This is a genomic window from Bradyrhizobium sp. (assembly GCF_019244115.1).
Lineage (GTDB): Bacteria > Pseudomonadota > Alphaproteobacteria > Rhizobiales > Xanthobacteraceae > Bradyrhizobium.
On the sequence record NZ_JAFATE010000276.1, the window covers coordinates 1 to 18533 of the forward strand.

The following is an 18533-nucleotide window of genomic DNA, read 5'->3' on the forward strand; positions in this document are numbered from 1 at the left end:
AAGAGGAAGAAGACAAGGTCGCCTGATGGCGGCCTTGCAATTGCTGCCTTGCCGAGGCGGCCGTCCTCGGCCCGACCACTGTCGCGCCAGTTTGTGATCTTCACCATTGGCAGCCTCGCATCGAAGGCCGTGCCGCTCGCCCATTCGCTGCGGCCTGCAAGATCACGTCGGCTTTGAAGCCGTCGTCGCGGAGCCCGGGGAATGCCATCTGCACGCGTTGGCGCCAGCGTGATGCACACGCAGGCATGAACGGGCGGCAGCCCCTTCATGCCGTGCCTTTCTGCAGCCGCGCCTTGCTTCAACGGGCCCATAAGGTCATAGTTGTGTTACAAGCTGCGTCGGACCCGTCGAAAAGCGGGCTCGGCGGCTCCGTATTCACGTTCTTCGAGCGAACAGACCGATCATTGCATGCCGATCATCAACCGCGTCGCGTCCCTCTCGGACGAAATGGCCGCCTGGCGTCACGATTTTCACCAGCACCCCGAACTGCTCTACGAGGTGCACCGTACCGCCGGCATTGTCGCCGACCGCCTGCGCGAGTTCGGCTGCGATGAGGTGGTGACCGGGATCGGGCGCACGGGCGTGGTCGGTGTGATCCGCGGCCGCAAGAGTGCGTCAGGCAAGACGATCGGGCTTCGCGCCGACATGGACGCGCTGCCGATCCTGGAAGAGTCCGGCGTGCCCTATGTCTCGAAAACGCCCGGCCTGATGCATGCCTGCGGACATGACGGGCATACCGCCATGCTGCTGGGTGCCGCGAAATACCTCGCCGAGACACGTAATTTTGACGGCACCGCGGTGCTGATCTTCCAGCCCGCCGAGGAAGGCGGCGCCGGCGGCCAGGCCATGGTCGAGGACGGCCTGATGACCCGCTGGGATATCCAGGAGGTCTATGGCATGCACAACATGCCGGGCCTGCCCGAGGGTCATTTCCATATGCGGCCCGGACCGCTGCTGGCTGCCTCCGACAAGCTGGAGATCACGGTCCATGGCAAGGGCGGCCATGGCGGCGCCAGCCCGCACAAGGCGGTCGACAGCATTTTGATCGGTTCGGAAATCGTCAGCGCGCTGCAATCGATCGTCGCGCGCAACGTCGATCCGATCAAGACCGCTGTCATCTCGATCTGCGTCTTCCAGGCCGGCAGCGCGGCCAATGTGATTCCGCCGACAGCCACGCTGAAGGGGACAGTTCGCACGCTGGATCCCGAGGTGCGCGACCTCGTCGAGCGCCGGATCGCCGAAGTCGCTGACGGCATCGCCCGCGCCTATGGCGGCTCGGCCGAGACGACCTACACCCGCCTCTATCCCTCGACCATCAATCATGAACGCGAAACGGCCATCGCTGCCGAGGTGGCGCGCGATGTCGTGGGTAGCGAGCGGGTCAACGACAACACGGCGCCCTTGATGGGCGGTGAGGATTTCGCCTTCATGCTTCAGGCGCGGCCCGGCGCCTTCGTATTTCTCGGCATGGGCGGCGGCGAGGAATGCCACCATCCAGCCTACTGCTTCAACGACGCCATTCTGGGGCACGGCGCATCGTACTGGGTGCGGCTGGTCGAGAAGACGATGCCGGCCGGCTGACGCCTCTTGAGACTGGAGCCGCGTTGCAGGTGCCCCCCTCTCCCCTCTGCCGGCCGCGGCAACCGTTGCGCAGCAAAGCAAACGCCGATCAAGGCCTGCCGTCCTTGCTGCTGCTGTTGATGCGGGCGACCGCCTGGTCGGCGATGACTGAGAGCACGACGCCATCGAGCGGGAAATCGGCGGCGAGCCAGGCATCCTCGGCCAGGGTCAGGACATGGCCGAGCGCGGGACCTTCGGCCACGCCGCGCGCGATGAAGTCGGCTCCCTTGAGCGGAAATTTCGGCGCGCTCCAGCGCTGCGACAGCGTGGCGAGCTCGAGCCAGGAGACCGGATCGGCAGCGGTCCCCGCGCGCGCCCAGGCGAGCAGCAGACGGTCGCGATAGCGGTCAGCGCCGAGACGATAGAGCCGGCGCTTGGCGGTCGCCTCGTCCATACCGCCAAGCCGCCACCAGCGATGGCCCATGGAATCGATCGCCTTGGCCTCGGCGTTGGAGAGCCGCAGACGCAATGCCAGGCGCTTGGCATCTTCGGTCACGGCGACCGCGAGCGCCGCCAGGCGGCGCACCGGATCCGCCGTCAATGCGAGCCTCCGCTCCCCCGCGATCATCGCCGCAAACGGCCCGAGATAGGCGACGCCGCCGAGGATCGGCAGCAACAGGCCGCCGTCGGCCATCGCCGTGACGGCCGCCACCGCCCCGTCCGCGATCAGGAGCTTCAAGAGCTCGGTGCGCACGCGCTCCGCCGACAGCGCAGCCAGGCCCTCGCGCGCGGCAATGCAGGCGAGATAGCCAGGGCGATCCACCTCGCCCGCACCGAAGGCGGCATGGATGCGGAAGAAGCGCAGGATGCGCAAATAGTCTTCGGCGATCCGCTCCGCCGGATTGCCGATGAAGCGCACCCGCCGTGCGGCGATGTCATCGAGCCCACCGACGTAATCGTGCACGACGCCATCCGCGCTGAGCGACAGCGCGTTGATGGTGAAATCGCGCCGGTGCGCGTCGGAGATCCAGTCGCGGCCGAACGCGACCTTCGCCTTGCGGCCAAAAGTCTCGGTATCTTCGCGCAAGGTGGTCACCTCGAACGGCTGACCGTCGACCACGAGAGTCACTGTGCCGTGGTCGATGCCGGTCGGCACGCATTTGATGCCGGCCTCCTTGGCGCGCCGCATCACCTCATCCGGCAGTGCGGTGGTCGCGATATCGATGTCGCCGATCGGAATCTTCAGCAGCGCATTGCGCACCGCGCCGCCGACCACGCGCGCTTCTTCACCTCCATCGTTCAACAATGCGAGCACGCGCCCCGCCGGCCCCCCCGTCAGCCAGGGCGCATCCTCCGGCGTCATCTGGCTCATTTCTCGACTCCGGGAACGAGCCTGCCGTTCTCGATATGCGCGGGGATATAGGTCGAGTGCGGCGGCGCACCGGAAAAATTCGCCAGCATGATGAAGCTCGCAATCACCAGGAGCAACGATCCCAACAAAAGTTTGGCAATCAAAGGCAGTGGCCAGGAAGATTGCGCCACGAGCTCGGAGCGTGTCGCAAGCAAAAACAGCGCATAGACCGCAAAAGGGATGAGGAAAATCCCGATCTCGGTCAACGCCGGACGGATCATGGCAGAAAAATCCGCTCGTAGAGCAGGCGCAGGATGCCGGCGGTGGCGCCCCAGATGTAGTATCCGCCATACGGCATCGCGTAATAGAACCGCTCCATGCCGCGGAATTCCTTGCTGTGAAGCTGATGATTGAGCGGGTTCATCAGGAAGGCGAGCGGCACCTCGAAGGCATCGTCGACCTCGTCGCGGCTGAGGTTGAGTGCAAAACCGGGCGACACGCGCGCCAGCGTCGGCAGGATGCGAAAGCCGAACGCGGTGCCATAGACGTCGAGATAGCCGATCGGATCGATGAAGTTTCGATCGAGCCCGACCTCCTCCCACGCTTCGCGCAGCGCGGCGTCGCGCGGGCTCGCGTCGGCCGGATCAATCTTGCCGCCGGGGAAAGCGATCTGGCCGGCATGATCGCTCAGATGCGATGCACGCAAGGTCAGCAGCACGGTCGGCTCAGGATGCGCGACGACAGGGATCAGCACCGCGGCGGCCCGGATCGGCTGCTCGCGCGCGACGATCTCGAGCATGCGGTCGGTCCCGGCATCGCCGCTCGTCGGCACGATGTCCTGGTTATGCAGCGCGGGTGGAACGTCGAAGCGCAGGCGCGAACGTGCGCGCTCGAAAAAATCTGCCGCATTGATCGTGGCCGGAGCGGTCCGCACCATCGGCTCGTTCAAAGCGCAGCCCTCACCTCGAGCGCATCCGCCATCGGAAAAAACTCCCCTGCCGACTCGATTCCGAACATCTCTCGGCCATCGATCATTCGCTCTTCACCGATGTCAACAAGGTCGTAGTAGAGCGCACGGGTCAGCTTCGCCCAGAGATCGGCGCGGACGTGAAGATAGGGCGTGAGCCCGCCCGCCGCACTGATCTCGAAACGCAGGCGATGGTCACCGTCGCAGTCCACCCAGTCGTCGACATTGGTGCGGAAGCGCAGCAGCGGACCGCGCTCGTCGCGCTCTCTTTGCATCTCGACCGCCACGAACGGCGCATCATCGACGCGGATGCCGACCTTCTCCACCGGCGTGACCAGAAAATGCTTGCCATTCTCGCGCTTCAAAATGGTGGAGAACAAGCGCACCAGCGCAGGGCGTCCGATTGGCGTTCCCATGTAGAACCAAGTACCATCTCCTGCGATTCGCATGTCGAGATCGCCACAGAACGGCGGATTCCACAGATGCACCGGGGGCAGCGCCTTTCCGACAGGCGTGGTTTCTACGGCTTGTTTCTCCGCGTCCTTTGCGGCAGCGGTCAGCCCATCAAGACTCTGGTTGCTGGTCCGCCCTTGCTTCGCCATGTTTGTCCTGACGTTGAAGCGTGATTGGCACGATTGGTGCAAGTCGTCGTTGTATGTACTTGGGGTAAGTTCCGGCCCGAGGCTTTCGCTCTTCAGGTCGCCACATCGTGATGCCGTTGATACCCCGAAATGCCGCTAATGTGGGGAATGTTTAATCCAACAAATACATGGCCTTCTCAAGGGTCTAGCATGCATTCTTGGCATGATGGAACGCCTTAGGCGCCAAAGTTTGGGATCAGAAGGTCAAAGGAGCTGTCGATGGCGGAAAGTGTCGAGAAACTGGAAGATGTGATCGTTCGCTCGGCCGAGCAGGTCTCCGGCCAGATCCGCGCCGCACGGGATGCGATCGCGACGGTCATTTTCGGCCAGGAACGGGTCGTCGAGAACACCCTGGTGACGATCCTCTCCGGCGGTCACGCGCTCTTGATCGGCGTGCCTGGCCTCGCCAAGACCAAGCTCGTTGATACGCTCGGCGTGACGCTCGGCCTCGACGCCAAGCGCATCCAGTTCACGCCCGATTTGATGCCCTCGGACATTCTCGGCGCCGAAGTGCTGGACGAGAGCGGGTCCGGCAAGCGCTCGTTCCGCTTCATCTCCGGACCGGTGTTCGCGCAACTCCTGATGGCCGACGAAATCAACCGCGCCAGCCCGCGCACCCAGTCGGCGCTGTTGCAGGCGATGCAGGAGCAGCACATCACGGTCGCCGGCGCACGTCACGATCTGCCAAAGCCTTTCCACGTGCTGGCGACGCAGAACCCGCTGGAGCAGGAGGGCACTTATCCGCTCCCCGAGGCGCAGCTCGACCGTTTCCTGATGGAAATCGACGTCGACTATCCCGATCGCGACGCGGAGCGCCGCATCCTGTTCGAGACCACCGGCGCCGAGGAGACTGCGGCGAAGGCCGCGATGACCGCCGACGCGCTGATCGCGGCGCAGCGGCTGGTGCGCCGCCTGCCCGTCGGCGATTCCGTGGTCGAAGCCATCCTGTCGCTGGTCCGCTCGGCGCGTCCGGGCCCTGAAGGCGGCGATGCCGGCAAGCTGATCGCCTGGGGACCGGGTCCGCGCGCCAGCCAATCGCTGATGCTCGCGGTCCGTGCGCGCGCGCTGCTCGACGGGCGGCTCGCACCCTCGATCGACGACGTGCTCGATCTCGCCGAGCCGGTACTGAAGCACCGCATGGCGCTGACCTTCTCGGCGCGCGCCGAAGGCCGCACCATTCCGGACGTGATCCGGCAATTGAAGACACGGATCGGTTGATGGCCGCTGACCCCGGGCATGGGAAGGAAATTTTAGCGATCCGACGGGCCGACGGTGAAAGCCGGACGCTTGCCGCGTCGCTGCCGCGCCTCGTGCTCGAGGCCCGCCGTATCGCCGCCAACGTCATCCACGGCCTGCATGGACGGCGGCGCGCGGGCACCGGCGAGAGCTTTTGGCAGTATCGCCGCTTTGTCTCGGGCGAGCCCTCACAGAATGTGGATTGGCGGCGTTCGGCGCGCGACGATCATCTCTATGTCCGCGAGCAGGAATGGGAGGCTGCGCACACCGTGTGGATGTGGCCGGACCGCTCGCCATCGATGGCGTTTGCCTCGCTCAAGGCGCGCGACAGCAAGCTCGAACGTACCCTGATCGTCACCTTCGCGCTGGCCGAACTCCTGGTCGCTGGCGGCGAACGCGTCGGCATTCCCGGCCTGATGAGCCCGACCGCGAGCCGAACCGTAATCGACAAGATTGCGCAGGCGATGCTGCACGACGACGCGGTGCGGCCGAGCCTGCCGCCCTCCTTCGTGCCGTCCTCGCTGGCCGAGATAGTGGTGCTGTCGGATTTCTGGTCGCCGATCTCCGAGATCAAAACCACCTTGGCTGGATTGTCCGGGTCCGGCGCGCACGGCACGCTGGTGCAGGTGGTCGATCCCGCGGAGGAAAGTTTTCCCTATTCCGGCCGCGTCGAATTCGTCGAGCCGGAGGGCGGGGACATCATCACTGCAGGCCGCGCCGAAGCCTGGGCTACCGACTATGTGGCCCGCCTCGCGCTGCACCGGGATCAGATTCGCGAGGAGACCAACAAGCTCGGCTGGTTGTTCACCACCCATAGTACGAACCGTTCGGCCGCCGAATTGTTGTTGTTCCTGCATGCCGGCATGACCGTGACCAAGGGGAGCGTGCGTGCCAACGTCAAGGTAGGGCGCAGCGTATGATCGCCGGTCTCCCCCTTTCCTTTGCCGAACCGCTGCTGCTCCTGGGGCTGCTCAGCCTGCCGGTGCTGTGGTGGCTGCTGCGAGTGATGCCGCCGCGGCCGCGGCGCATCGAATTCCCACCGACGCGGCTCTTGTTCGACATCGCGCCGCGCGAAGAGACGCCCTCGCGTACGCCGTGGTGGCTGACCGCGCTGCGCCTTGCGGCCGCGGCGCTCCTGATCTTTGCCGCCGCAGGCCCTATACTCAATCCGAAGACGGGTCTCGCCGGCAGCACGGCCCCACTCCTCATCCTGCTCGACGACGACTGGGGCGCGGCCTCGAGCTGGGACACGCGGATCAAGGCCGCCGATGAGCTGATCGCCAATGCGGACAACGACCGGCGCGGCGTTGCGATCGCGCCGCTGTCCGAGCCTGCGCGCGACATCACCATCATGCCCTCCGGTGCCGCACGGGTCGCGCTGCAGCAGCTTGCGCCCCACCCCTACACGATCGACCGCAGTGAGGCGCTGCCGACAATCGCGCGCTTCCTGAAAGCCACCGGCGACTGCGAGATCGCCTGGCTATCCGATGGCGTCGATGCCGGCCGCGGCACCGACTTCGTCAGCGGACTGGCAAAAACCATCGGCGAGCGGACGCTGACCATTTTCGAGGGCGGAGCCCCGTCGCCGCTGGCGCTGACGGCGGCGGAAAACGCCGCCGCCAAGATGACAGTGAAGGTGCTGCGCACCGATGGCGGACTTGCAACCGGGGTCGTGCGCGCACTCGACGCGAAAAGCCTGCCGATAGCGGACGCGCGCTTCTCCTTCGCGGCCGGCAGCCGGGAGACCGAGGCGACCTTCGATCTTCCGGTCGAACTGCGCAATGACATCACCCGGCTCGAAGTCGCAGGCGAGCGGTCCGCCGGCGCCGTGCAGCTGCTCGACAAGAGATGGCGCCGCCGCGCGATCGGAATCGTCACCGCCTCCACCAGCGACACCGCGCAGCCGCTGCTCGCGCCGACCTTCTATCTCACCCGGGCCCTGGCGCCGTTCGCCGATATCCGGCTCGGCGAGCGCGTGGCGCCGCAGCAGGCGATCGGGCAGTTTCTCGACCAGAAACTGCCGATGATCGTGATGGCCGATGTCGGCACGCTCGCACCCGACATTCACGACCGGCTTGCCGCCTGGATCGACCAGGGCGGCGTGCTGGTTCGCTTTGCCGGCCCCCGGCTCGCGCAGGGCGATGACGATCTGGTGCCGGTCAAGCTGCGCCGTGGCGGGCGCACCCTCGGCGGCAGCCTGACCTGGGAGAAGCCGCAGCATCTCACCGCGTTCGCCGCCGACGGTCCGTTTGCCGGGCTCGCCATGCCGAAGGACATCACGGTGAGCCGTCAGGTGCTGGCCGAACCCGACGCCGTGCTTTCGACCAAGAGCTGGGCCTCGCTCGAGGACGGCACGCCGCTGGTCACCGGCGAACGCCGGGGCAAGGGCATGCTGGTGCTGTTCCACGTCTCGGCCGACATGCGCTGGTCGGATCTGCCGATGTCGGGCAGCTTCGTCGAGATGCTGCGGCGGATCGTCGACACCTCCGGCTACACGCCGAAACAGGGCGCGGGAGTTGCCGGCGAGGCCAAGGCCGAAACGGTGGCGCCGCTGCATACGCTCGACGGCTTCGGCGCCTTCGGACCGCCGCCCTCGACCGCCAAACCGCTCCCCGCCGACTTCAAGGATCACGCCACATTGGATCACCCGCCCGGATTCTATGGCCCTGCCGAGGGACCGCTCGCCGTGAACACGCTCGCGCCCGCCGATCGCATCGCGCCGCTCGACACCTCCGCAATTTCAGCGCGGCGCGCGAGCTACACCAACGCCGAACCGCGCGATCTCCGCGGCATCCTGCTGTCGGCCTCGCTGGCGCTGTTCCTGATCGACGCGATCGTGGTCGCCGTGCTCGGCGGCGGGCTCGCCGCGCTGGTCCGGCGACGCGCGGCACCGGCGGCGATCGTTTTCGCGCTGGTGCTCGGCAGCCTGCTCGCCATGCCCTCGCCGATCCGCGCCGATGAGGCCAGCGACGATTTCGCGATGCGTGCGGTGTCGCAGACGCGCCTCGCTTATGTCGTCACCGGCAACGCGGACGTGGATTCGATCGTGAAGGCGGGCATGGCAGGACTGACGCTGTATCTGGCGCAGCGCACGGCGCTCGAGGCCGGCGATCCCGTCGGTGTCGATCCCGCGCATGATGAGCTCGCGTTCTTCCCGCTGATCTACTGGCCGATCGTGCCCGGCGCACCAAAGCCGCCGCAGGACGCGATCAACCGCATCGACGCCTACATGAAACAGGGCGGCACAGTGCTATTCGACACCCGCGACGCCGTCGAGGCGGCGCCGGGCGACAACAGCGGCGCTCAAACACCAGGCATGCAGGCGCTGCGCGACATCCTCTCTTCGCTCGACATTCCGGAACTCGAGCCGGTGCCGCGCGAGCACGTGCTGACCAAAACCTTTTATCTCTTGCGTGATTTCCCGGGCCGCTTCGTCTCCGGGCAGACTTGGGTCGAGTCTCTGCCGCGCGAGGATGACGAGGAGGCTGCCGCACGGCCGGCGCGCGGCGGCGACGGCGTCTCGCCGATCATCATCTCTTCGAACGACCTGGCCGGCGCCTGGGCGATGCGGAGCGATGGCCAGTACATGCTGCCGCTGGTGCCCGGCGAACCGAAGCAGCGCGACTATGCCTTTCGCGCCGGTGTCAACATCGTGATGTACACGCTGACCGGCAACTACAAGGCCGACCAGGTGCACGCGCCCGCCCTGATCGAGCGGCTGGGACAATGATGCGTGTGATGAGCTCAAGCGGCTCCCACAACTGCGCCGTCATGGCCGGGCTTGTCCCGGCCATCCACGTCTTGGCTTTGCGCAAGAAAGACGTGGATGCCCGGCACAAGGCCGGGCATGACGACATTGAGAGGTTCGCGCCATGAATTACGGCATTGCGTTCACGCCACTGGTTCCCCAGACCGTTCTCTGGGTCGCGCTGTCCGCCATCGTCGTTATCGCGGCGCTACTCCTGATCGCCCGTTCCCGCGGCGCCTGGGTGCGCCTCGCGGCGCTGGCCCTCGTCGCGCTGGCGCTCGCCAATCCCTCCTTCACCCGCGAGGATCGCGAGCCGCTGTCCTCGGTAGCCGCCGTCGTCGTCGACAAGAGCCCGAGCCAGAATTTTGGCGACCGCACCAAGCAGACCGCGCAGGCGCGCGAAGCCCTCGTCGACTCCTTAAAGAAGATCAAGGGACTGGAAGTGCGCGTGGTCGAGGCCGGACAGGCCGACGGCGAAACCGACGGCACAAAGCTGTTCGGCGCGCTGTCCTCGGCGCTGTCGGACGTGCCGGTCGACCGCGTCGCCGGCGCGTTTTTGATCACCGACGGACGCGTGCACGACATCCCGGCGAACGTAAGCGGCGTCGGCTTCCAGGCGCCCGTGCACGCGCTGATCACGGGCCAGAAGGACGAGCGTGACCGCCGCATCGCGATCACCTCGGCGCCGCGCTTCGGCATCGTCGGACAGACCCAGACCATCACCTACCGCCTCGACGACCAGGGCGTGTCCGGCGAGCGCGCCAAGGTCGCGGTGCGCCGCGACGGCGAGACCATCAGCGAACGCACGCTGCAGAGCGGACAGACCTCCAGCGTCGATATCGACATCAAGCATGAGGGCGCGAACATCGTCGAGATCGAGGCCTCGCCGCTCGAGGGCGAACTGACGCCGGTCAACAACCGCGCGGTGGTCGCGATCGATGGCGTGCGCGACAAGCTGCGGGTGCTGCTGGTTTCTGGCGAGCCGCATTCCGGCGAGCGTACCTGGCGCAACCTCTTGAAATCGGACGCCAGCGTCGATCTCGTGCATTTCACCATCCTGCGTCCGCCGGAGAAGCAGGATGGCACCCCGATCAACGAGCTGTCGCTGATCGCGTTTCCGACCCGCGAGCTGTTCCAGCAGAAGATCAACGAATTCCAGCTCATCATCTTCGACCGCTATGCGCGGCAAGGGGTGCTGCCGGTCGCCTATTTCGACAACATCGCCCGTTATGTGCGCGCGGGCGGCGCGGTGCTGGTCTCGGCCGGGCCGGACTATGCCTCGAACACCAGCATCTGGCGCACGCCGCTCGATTCAGTGCTTCCGGCCGAACCGGTCGGCGTTACCGAAAAGCCGTTCTACGCGCATCTATCCGATGCCGGTAAACGCCATCCTGTCACGCGCGGGCTCGAAGGCGCCGAGTCCGAGCCGCCGCATTGGAGCCGGTTCTTCCGTACCGTCGACACCCGCAACGCAGTCGGCGCGCCGGTCATGACCGGGGCCGACGGCAAGCCGCTGCTCCTGCTGTCGCGCTTCGGCGAAGGCCGCGTCGCGCTGTTGTTGTCCGACCACATCTGGCTATGGGCGCGCGGCTATGAGGGCGGCGGCCCGCATCTCGACCTGCTCAGGCGGATGTCGCACTGGCTGATGAAGCAGCCCGACCTCGACGAGGAAGCCTTGCGGCTGCTGGTGCAGGGCAAGGATCTCGTGGTGGTCCGCCAGACCATGGCCGACAGCGTCGCGCCTGTCACCGTGACCTCGCCCTCCGGCGCGACGCGCGAACTGACGCTGATCGCAGGCGAGCCCGGCGAGTGGAAGGCCGCGATGCCGGCGAACGAGCTCGGCCTGTGGCAGGCGACCGACGGCACGCTGAAGGCGCTGATCAATGTCGGCCCGACCAATCCGAAGGAGTTTTCCGAAGTCACCTCCACGACCGACATGCTGAAACCACTGGCGCAGGCGACCGGCGGCGACGCACGGCGCGTGGCGGATGGATCGGGCGTCGACCTGCCGCGCATCGTGGCGGTCCGATCATCGAGCATGTTCCATGGCGAGGGCTGGCTCGGCGTGAAGATGCGCGACGCGAGCGTGGTACGCGGCGTCGGCGTGCTGCCGATCTTCGCCGGGCTGATCGGCCTCTTGCTCCTGCTCGGCGCCTTTGCTGCAACCTGGGTACGTGAGGGGCGCTAGGCGCAATTTTTACGACGCGTGTCCGCCGTATCACAGCGCTATTGAATATTCATCTGGACCAAGGCGGGAGAACCACGGCGGTTGACACGACGCGGTTCTCCCTGCAACGCTGACGCACGACTTCAGAACAGCCGTGAATTTTCCGATTTAAGCGTAGGTGCGTCACGGGATGGCGGGATTCCGGTCCAACGTCAAACGCGCGGCACGGCGGGCGGTGTGCGCGTTTCTCATCCTCATCGCACCGTCGCTTGCTGAGCTGCATTGGGCGGCCGCGACAGCCGCGCCCGGCGTCCGCCAGAGCCAGCCGCTCAGTGATACGGCCAGCGCCGGCGACCTCGCGGCCTTCAGCCAGGCCTCGCAACTGACGCCGGATTCCGACAGCGACGGCGATGCTTCCTCGCGCAACGCGCGACAGGGGGATGGCTGTGGAATTTGCGCCGCGCTCAGCACGGCGAATGCAATCCTGTTCGCCCCGCCGCCGCTCCTGCTGCTGCCGCAGATGCTCGAATTTCTGCAACAGGTGACTGATGCCGAGTTCGCGCACCTGAGGTCGATCGGCCTGTCCTCCCATCCTCAAACGCGACCGACTTCCTGAGGCAGGTTTTATCGGCGCGCCAGGTCCCAGTCCGGACGGATCGCGCCCGAGACGCCGTCGAATGCGCCATCGACCAGATCGGCGACCAGGAGGCGGCTGTAATCGACGGGCCCCGGCATGGTCACCCTGCCCTTCGCGACCTGCTTGAATCCGACCCGGCTGTAATAGGCGACGTCGCCGACCAGCAGCACCAGACGGTGGCCCTTGGCTTTCGCCTCGGCCAGCGCGCGCGCGAGCAACGCCTCGCCGATGCCGCGCTTACGGAACGGCGGCTCGACCGTCAGCGGCCCCAGCAGCAGTGCCTTGGTCTCGCCGACGCAAACAGGCAACTGCCGCACCGAGCCGACCAGGAGCGTGCCGATGCGCGCGGTGAAGGACAATTCGAGCAGGGGATCGACATGCTCGCGCAGGCGATAGGCGCTCAGCACGAAGCGGCCGGGGCCAAAGGTACGCTCATGCAGCCGCTCGATGGCCTGCGCGTCGTTTTCCGTCTCGGGAGCAATGGTAATCGACAGATCGTTCATGGCCGAGTCCGCGTAGCATCTGGCAGGCCCGAGGTCCATTGCGGCTTGCGGGCAGCGTCAGTCCGATTTTGGCGGCGGCTGCGACAGATAAGCCAGGAGCTTCATCTCGCGGCGGCCGCGGGTCACGGTATCCAGGACGAGACCTGACGAGATCGACAGCATCGCCACGATCATCAGCCCGGTCGACAGCACCGCGGTCGGCAGCCGCGGCACGATGCCCTGTTCGAGATAGGTGATGAAAATCGGGATCGCGAGGCCGATCGCGACCAGGGCGAGGAAGGCTCCGATCGCCGTGAAGAAGCGCAGTGGCTTCTCCGAGCGATAGAGCTTCAGGATGGTTCCGAAAATCCGAAAACCGTCCCGCCAGGTATTGAGCTTGCTGAACGAGCCTTCGGGGCGCGCGTAATAGGGCGTTTCGATTTCGGCGACCGGCAGCGCCAGTTCGAGCGCATGTACGGTGAGTTCGGTCTCGATCTCAAAACCGTCCGACAGCACCGGAAAGGATTTGACGAAGCGGCGCGAGAAAACCCGATAGCCCGAGAGAATGTCCTTGAAGGCCTGGCCGAACACCGAGGAGAGAAACTGCGTCAGCATCCAGTTGCCGGTGCGGTGGCCCTTTCTGTAGGCGGCTTCCGCCTGATCCACGCGCAAGCCGACCACCATGTCGAGGTGATCCTCGACGAGCCGCGCGATCAGGCGCGGCGCGCTGGTCGCATCATAGGTCGCGTCTCCATCGGCCAGCACGTAGATGTCGGCGTCGATATCGGCGAACATGCGCCGGACCACGTGGCCCTTGCCCTGACGCCGCTCACTGCGGACCTCGGCGCCCGCCGCCCGCGCCAGCTCGGCGGTGCGGTCGGTCGAATTGTTGTCGTAGACGTAGATGGTCGCACCCGGCAGGGCCTTGCTGAAATCGGCGACGACGGCCGCGACCGCCGCCGCTTCGTTGAAGCACGGCAGCAGAACGGCAATCCGCAACGACGACGGTATCACGGCAGGAATGCCTGTGTGATCAGCGAATCCATCAAGCTTCCTAGCATGATCAGGCCGGCCGCGCCCGCCTGGCCGGAGCGTCCTCCACCGCTTGCGGCGGCTGCAGCAGATAGCCGAACAAGAGTGTCCAGAGCGACAGCATCGCGATCGGGATCGTGTAATAGGGCGTGAAGATCGGATGGCTCATGAAGAAGGCGAGATTGACCAGAAGATTTGCCGCCACGACAAGCGCGAGGCTCCGGGCGCCATGCGAGCCGGCGCGCAGCAGGTAAGCCGTTGCGCCGAGCGCAAGCAGCAGCAGCACGAACTGCATGTCGGCGAGATAATCTTTGATGATCGCGAGGCTGAAGTCGGGCGATACGGCGTCGGCCCCGCTATAGGTCGTGGCGAGCGGACCGCCGGCGTTGATCGCATTCGCGAACAATGTCGGCGCCATGCCGATCAGGACGGCCGCGCCGAACGACAATCCTTCGATGAAGGTCTGGTAAGTCCGGCTCACCAGGAACGTGGCCAGCAGGAACAGCCCGTAGCCGGAAGCCAGAAACAGATTCGGCAAACGGAAATTGACGGCCAACCCAAGCAGGAAACCGATCAGCGCGATCAATGCCACATCGTGACGCGGCCCGGTCAGCCAGCGCGCGGTCAGGTAGCCGGCGGCCGCGCAGACGATCATCGTCGGCGCGATCGAATAGCTCGCCTTCGCAGGATTGATCATCAGGTAGACGGCAAGGCAGCCGAACAGACCGCCTAGCGCGACCGACCGCGGCGTGCGCGCGGACCAAACTCCAAGCAGTGCAAAGCCGAGCACCGCGAGCGTCGCCGTCACGTAGAGCGGAATGACCTGATGTCCTTCCGGAAAAAGCGCGAGCAGAAGGCCCGTGCCCGGCGGATACTGGATGACCAGCTTGTTTGCCGCCGGCATCAGCGTATGGCACGGCGCCTGCGCCAGATGATTCCAGCCGGGATAGCCGATCTCCTTCAGCTTTGACGCCAGGTAATGATCGTCATCGCGCGCGATGTTGGTATCGAAACCGCCTGACCCGAAGCGCTGAAACAGATGCGCCTGGCGCAGATAGCAGACGTCGTCGTAGACGCCGCGCGCCTCGTTCCAGCGCGACATCGACCAGACGTTGCTGGCAAGCACCAGGGTGCAGGCCAGGCTCCAGACGATTTTCAGCGATTTCATCGTGATCGAGGACACCCAGTTCGATCGCACTCCTAGCACAGCAGGCGGTCAGCTCCATGTCGCGAGGGGCGCCTTGCCGTCCAGGACCTCGGTAATCCGCAGCCGGGTGCCCCTGGTCGTTCCTTCCGGCAGGCCATCGGCTGCAAAGAAGCCGCAGGCGATGATCTCGCGGTTCGGCTCGGGCAGCCGGTCCTGCCGAAACTGCCTGATCACGAAAACCGCGACATGATCGCGCCGCGACACATGGTTGTTGAGGAACACGCCATGCAGGTTGGCTTCGCCCACGACCTCGATGCGGCCCTCCTCGATCAGTTCGCGCGCCAGCGCGTCCAAAAACGTCTCGCCGACCTCGACGCCGCCACCGGGCAGATGCCAGCCGGAGATGTAGCTGTGCTTGACCAGGAACACGCGGTTGTCGGCATCGAGCACGACGCCGCGCACCCCGAGCGTCATGCCGCGGGCGAAGCGCCAATACAGGTGAAAAATGCGCCGCAGCGCCGGTTCGAGCCGCTGGCGCATGTCCTGCGTGGCTGTCACGTCCGACATTCCGAGTGTTCCGGCACGTGCCGATCCTCCTTGCACTGATCCGATCCGCTTGCCAATACAGGATGGAAGCTCCGGAGACCATAACGCTGCCATCGGGACCGACCATTGCGCGAGATTGCAGGGGCGAGAGCTGATGGCCGCGTTCACACTCGCCCATCTGTCGGACCCGCATCTGCCGCCCTTGCCGGAGCCCAGCGCCACCGAGCTCGCGGGCAAGCGCGTGTTCGGCTATCTCAACTGGCGGCGCAACCGACACAAATACCACCGCCGCGAGGTTCTGGATGTGCTGGTCTCGGACCTCCGGGCGCAAAGCCCCGACCACATCGCGGTGACCGGCGACTTCGTCAATCTTGCGCTCGAGGCGGAATTCCCGGCCGCACGCGCCTGGCTGGAGAGCGTGGGGCCGCCCGACCAGGTCAGTGCCATTCCCGGCAATCATGACCTTTACGTGCCCGCGACGCGGCACCGTTTTGCGGAGACGTTTGCGGATTATCTCGCGGACGACGAGACACAAAACCCCGCCGCCTTTCCTTACCTGCGCAAGCGCGGGCCGCTCATGCTGATCGGCCTGACCTCGGCGCTCCCGACGGCGCCCTTGATGGCGACGGGAACGCTCGGGGCCTCCCAGCTTGCGGCGTTGGAGCAGCGGCTCGCCGGACTTTCGTCGCAGACGTTTCGGGTTCTTCTCGTGCATCATCCGCTCAGATCGCATACACGCGTCAAGCGGCTCACCGACTCTCGCCAACTGATCGCGCTGCTGAAGCGGCACGGCGTCGAGCTGATCCTGCACGGCCATGACCATGTCCATTCCACGATCTGGATCGACGGCCCGGGGCGATCGATTCCCGCGGTCGGCGTGTCTTCCGCCTCGTCGCTCGCGCATGGACGCTATCCATCCGCCGCCTACAACCTGTTTTCAGTAGCGCGCGAAGGCAATGGCTGGCGCTGCGACATGATCGTGCGGGGCATCAACGACGCCATGCGGATGCGCGAGATCCGCCGTGTGCGGTTGATCTAAAGATTTTGCATGGCGGCCAGCACCGCCGCGCCGAACAGCGCCAACGCGCCCAGCGCAAAACCGAGCAGGAAAATCCAGATGCCGCCGCGACGGCGCCGCCGCGGCTTTTCCGGCAGCGGCGGTGGTTCCGTCGCGACCAGCGCGCGTTCTCGCTCGACCATCCGCCGCGCCACGTAGTCGGTCACCGCCTGGACGATGACCGCGATCTCATGGGATTCCGCAAGCACGATGCGGCCGAAGCGGGTATCCTGCACGAAGCGGTACAGCCGCTTGTCGCGGCCCATCACCACATGAGCGACGACGTCGATCCACAGCCGTGGCGTCTCGCCCTGGCTGATGCCGCGATCGAACAGGTCGATCTGTTGCGGCACCTGTACGAACAAAGGATCGAGCGCCTCGCCGAGTATTTCCAGCCGCGCCACCTCGGCATCGCGCAGGTCGACCACGACCCCGGTGCGGTCGGCCGCCTCGATGCGCGCCTGACGCAGCGCATCGCGCAGCCTGATCGGACGGCCTTCACTGGCGCTGCCGCCGCTGTTCTGCGCCTCTGACATAACCCACCTCGTCCCAAAGCTGGTCCGAAGCCCGGAAAAGGTCCGAAACCGTCCCATTAACCTATCAGCAACCCAGGTTTCCGCAAAGGTCGGCCGTAATCAATGGCTTACACCGCACGTTGCAGTGAAAAACGAACGGCCCCACCCGGCAATGCCGGGTGAGGCCGCCCGCCTCCTTGGACTTCCTTCTTAACTTGAGGAAGCTTGACTAGTCATCGCGCGAGGAAGCTTGATCAGCTCGCCATGCGGTTGGGCTCTTCCACGATCGAGAAGCGCACGCCGGCCTTATGACGGTTCTCTTCCGAGACTTCGCGCCAGCAGTCTTCCGCTTCCTTGCGGGACTTGAACGGGCCTTTGACCTGGGCCGAGCCTTCCACGAGCTTGTGGAAGTTCATCGAGCCGAACTCGCCGCCAATCACCCAGAAATTGCTGCCTTTGGTCATTTGTCAGTCTCCTTGCCCGGCTGACCTTACTCGGCCGCCACCGTTAGCTGAACTGGTTCATTGTGTTGTGAACGCCGCCCGCCTTCAGAGCGGCCTCACCGGCGAAATACCCCTTGTGATCGTCACCGATGTCGGAACCGGCCATGTTCTGATGCTTCACGCAGGCGATGCCCTGACGGATCTCGGCGCGCTGGACGTTCTTCACATAGCCCAGCATGCCCTGCTCGCCAAAATATTCCCTGGCGAGATTGTCGGTCGACAGCGCTGCCGTGTGATAGGTCGGTAGCGTGATCAGGTGGTGGAAAATACCGGCGCGCTTTGCCGCATCCGCCTGGAAGGTCCGGATACGTTCGTCGGCTTCCTGAGCCAGCGGCGTGTCGTCGTATTCCGCCTTCATCAGCTCCGCACGATTGTACCTGCTGACATCCTTGCCGGCTTCCTTCATCGCATCGTAGACCTGCCAGCGGAAGTTGAGCGTCCAGTTGAACGACGGCGAGTTGTTGTAGGCAAGCTTGGCGTTCGGCACGACCTTGCGAATGCGATCGACCATCCTGGCGATCTGCTCGATATGCGGCTTCTCGGTCTCGATCCACAACAGGTCGGCGCCGTTCTGCAGCGAGGTGATGCAGTCGAGCACGCAGCGATCTTCCCCGGTGCCTGGACGGAACTGGTAGAGGTTGCTGGGCAAGCGCTTCGGACGCATCATCTTGCCGTTCTGGTTGATGATGACATCACCGTTCCTTGCATTGGCAGCCGTCACTTCCTCGCAATCCAGGAAGCTGTTGTACTGGTCGCCGATGTCGCCGGGCTTGTGGCTCACAGCGATCTGCTGCGTCAGGCCGGCGCCGAGCGAGTCGGTGCGGGTCACGACGACGCCGTCTTCGACGCCGAGCTCGAGGAACGCATGGCGGCAGGCGCGGATCTTCGCGAGGAACACCTCGTGCGGCACCGTCACCTTGCCGTCCTGGTGGCCGCACTGCTTC

General features: G+C 65.4%; 18 protein-coding genes. 7 read left to right on the forward strand and 11 right to left on the reverse strand.

The window, feature by feature from the left end:
* Positions 1–408 precede the first annotated feature (408 nt).
* On the forward strand, positions 409–1581 hold the full coding sequence (locus JOZ76_RS12345) for a M20 aminoacylase family protein (RefSeq protein WP_291698905.1): 1173 nt from the start codon (positions 409–411) through the stop codon (positions 1579–1581).
* Between the two features lie 88 nt (positions 1582–1669).
* Here the strand turns inward: JOZ76_RS12345 and JOZ76_RS12350 are convergent, their stop codons facing one another.
* From JOZ76_RS12350 to JOZ76_RS12365, 4 genes are read right to left on the reverse strand one after another with little or no spacing between them, the layout of a single operon-like run.
* A complete protein-coding gene (locus tag JOZ76_RS12350) occupies positions 1670–2932 on the reverse strand; it encodes a CCA tRNA nucleotidyltransferase (RefSeq protein ID WP_291698906.1) in 1263 nt (420 codons plus the stop codon).
* Complete coding sequence (locus JOZ76_RS12355) at positions 2929–3192, reverse strand: DUF6111 family protein (protein ID WP_291698907.1); 264 nt, start codon at positions 3190–3192, stop codon at positions 2929–2931. The genes JOZ76_RS12350 and JOZ76_RS12355 overlap by 4 nt, the downstream gene beginning before the upstream one ends.
* On the reverse strand, positions 3189–3860 hold the full coding sequence (locus JOZ76_RS12360) for a CoA pyrophosphatase (RefSeq protein ID WP_291698908.1): 672 nt from the start codon (positions 3858–3860) through the stop codon (positions 3189–3191). Before JOZ76_RS12360 ends, JOZ76_RS12355 begins: the two co-directional genes overlap by 4 nt.
* Positions 3857–4480, reverse strand: a complete 624-nt coding sequence (locus JOZ76_RS12365; protein WP_291698909.1) for a DUF1285 domain-containing protein — start codon at positions 4478–4480, stop codon at positions 3857–3859. Before JOZ76_RS12365 ends, JOZ76_RS12360 begins: the two co-directional genes overlap by 4 nt.
* A gap of 258 nt (positions 4481–4738) precedes the next feature.
* On the opposite strand from JOZ76_RS12365, the gene JOZ76_RS12370 reads away from it, so the two are divergent.
* From JOZ76_RS12370 to JOZ76_RS12390, 5 genes are all read left to right on the forward strand, one after another.
* Positions 4739–5737, forward strand: a complete 999-nt coding sequence (locus JOZ76_RS12370; RefSeq protein ID WP_291698910.1) for an AAA family ATPase — start codon at positions 4739–4741, stop codon at positions 5735–5737.
* Positions 5737–6675: a DUF58 domain-containing protein gene (locus tag JOZ76_RS12375; RefSeq protein ID WP_291698911.1), complete on the forward strand. Its 939-nt coding sequence runs from the start codon at positions 5737–5739 to the stop codon at positions 6673–6675. Before JOZ76_RS12370 ends, JOZ76_RS12375 begins: the two co-directional genes overlap by 1 nt.
* Positions 6675–9485, forward strand: a complete 2811-nt coding sequence (locus JOZ76_RS12380; RefSeq protein WP_291698921.1) for a DUF4159 domain-containing protein — start codon at positions 6675–6677, stop codon at positions 9483–9485. Before JOZ76_RS12375 ends, JOZ76_RS12380 begins: the two co-directional genes overlap by 1 nt.
* A gap of 142 nt (positions 9486–9627) precedes the next feature.
* On the forward strand, positions 9628–11691 hold the full coding sequence (locus JOZ76_RS12385; protein ID WP_291698912.1) for a hypothetical protein: 2064 nt from the start codon (positions 9628–9630) through the stop codon (positions 11689–11691).
* Between the two features lie 169 nt (positions 11692–11860).
* Entirely contained in the window at positions 11861–12286 is a 426-nt protein-coding gene (locus JOZ76_RS12390; RefSeq protein WP_291698913.1) for a DUF2946 domain-containing protein, read from the forward strand.
* 8 nt (positions 12287–12294) lie between these two features.
* On the opposite strand, the gene JOZ76_RS12395 is transcribed toward JOZ76_RS12390, so the two are convergent.
* The 4 genes from JOZ76_RS12395 to JOZ76_RS12410 all read right to left on the reverse strand — a co-directional run bounded on the left by JOZ76_RS12395 (position 12295) and on the right by JOZ76_RS12410 (position 15526).
* Positions 12295–12810, reverse strand: a complete 516-nt coding sequence (locus JOZ76_RS12395; protein ID WP_291698914.1) for a GNAT family N-acetyltransferase — start codon at positions 12808–12810, stop codon at positions 12295–12297.
* A gap of 57 nt (positions 12811–12867) precedes the next feature.
* Positions 12868–13788, reverse strand: a complete 921-nt coding sequence (locus JOZ76_RS12400) for a glycosyltransferase family 2 protein (RefSeq protein ID WP_441300022.1) — start codon at positions 13786–13788, stop codon at positions 12868–12870.
* A 64-nt stretch (positions 13789–13852) separates the two neighbouring features.
* Positions 13853–14989 carry a hypothetical protein gene (locus tag JOZ76_RS12405; protein ID WP_291698916.1) on the reverse strand — a complete coding sequence of 379 codons (1137 nt, stop codon included), beginning with the start codon at positions 14987–14989 and terminating at the stop codon, positions 13853–13855.
* A 48-nt stretch (positions 14990–15037) separates the two neighbouring features.
* Positions 15038–15526 (reverse strand): NUDIX domain-containing protein, encoded by a 489-nt coding sequence (locus JOZ76_RS12410; protein WP_291698922.1) that lies wholly within the window; start codon positions 15524–15526, stop codon positions 15038–15040.
* Between the two features lie 142 nt (positions 15527–15668).
* Here JOZ76_RS12410 and JOZ76_RS12415 point away from each other — a divergent pair, with 142 nt between their 5' ends.
* Entirely contained in the window at positions 15669–16553 is an 885-nt protein-coding gene (locus JOZ76_RS12415; RefSeq protein WP_291698917.1) for a metallophosphoesterase family protein, read from the forward strand.
* Here the strand turns inward: JOZ76_RS12415 and JOZ76_RS12420 are convergent.
* From JOZ76_RS12420 to JOZ76_RS12430, 3 genes are all read right to left on the reverse strand, one after another.
* Entirely contained in the window at positions 16550–17107 is a 558-nt protein-coding gene (locus JOZ76_RS12420; protein WP_291698918.1) for a hypothetical protein, read from the reverse strand. The genes JOZ76_RS12415 and JOZ76_RS12420 overlap by 4 nt on opposite strands.
* Positions 17108–17340: 233 nt before the next feature.
* A complete protein-coding gene (locus tag JOZ76_RS12425; protein WP_291698919.1) occupies positions 17341–17550 on the reverse strand; it encodes a DUF4170 domain-containing protein in 210 nt (69 codons plus the stop codon).
* 43 nt (positions 17551–17593) lie between these two features.
* On the reverse strand, positions 17594–18533 hold a 940-nt coding region (locus JOZ76_RS12430), incomplete at its 5' end, for an isocitrate lyase (protein ID WP_291698920.1).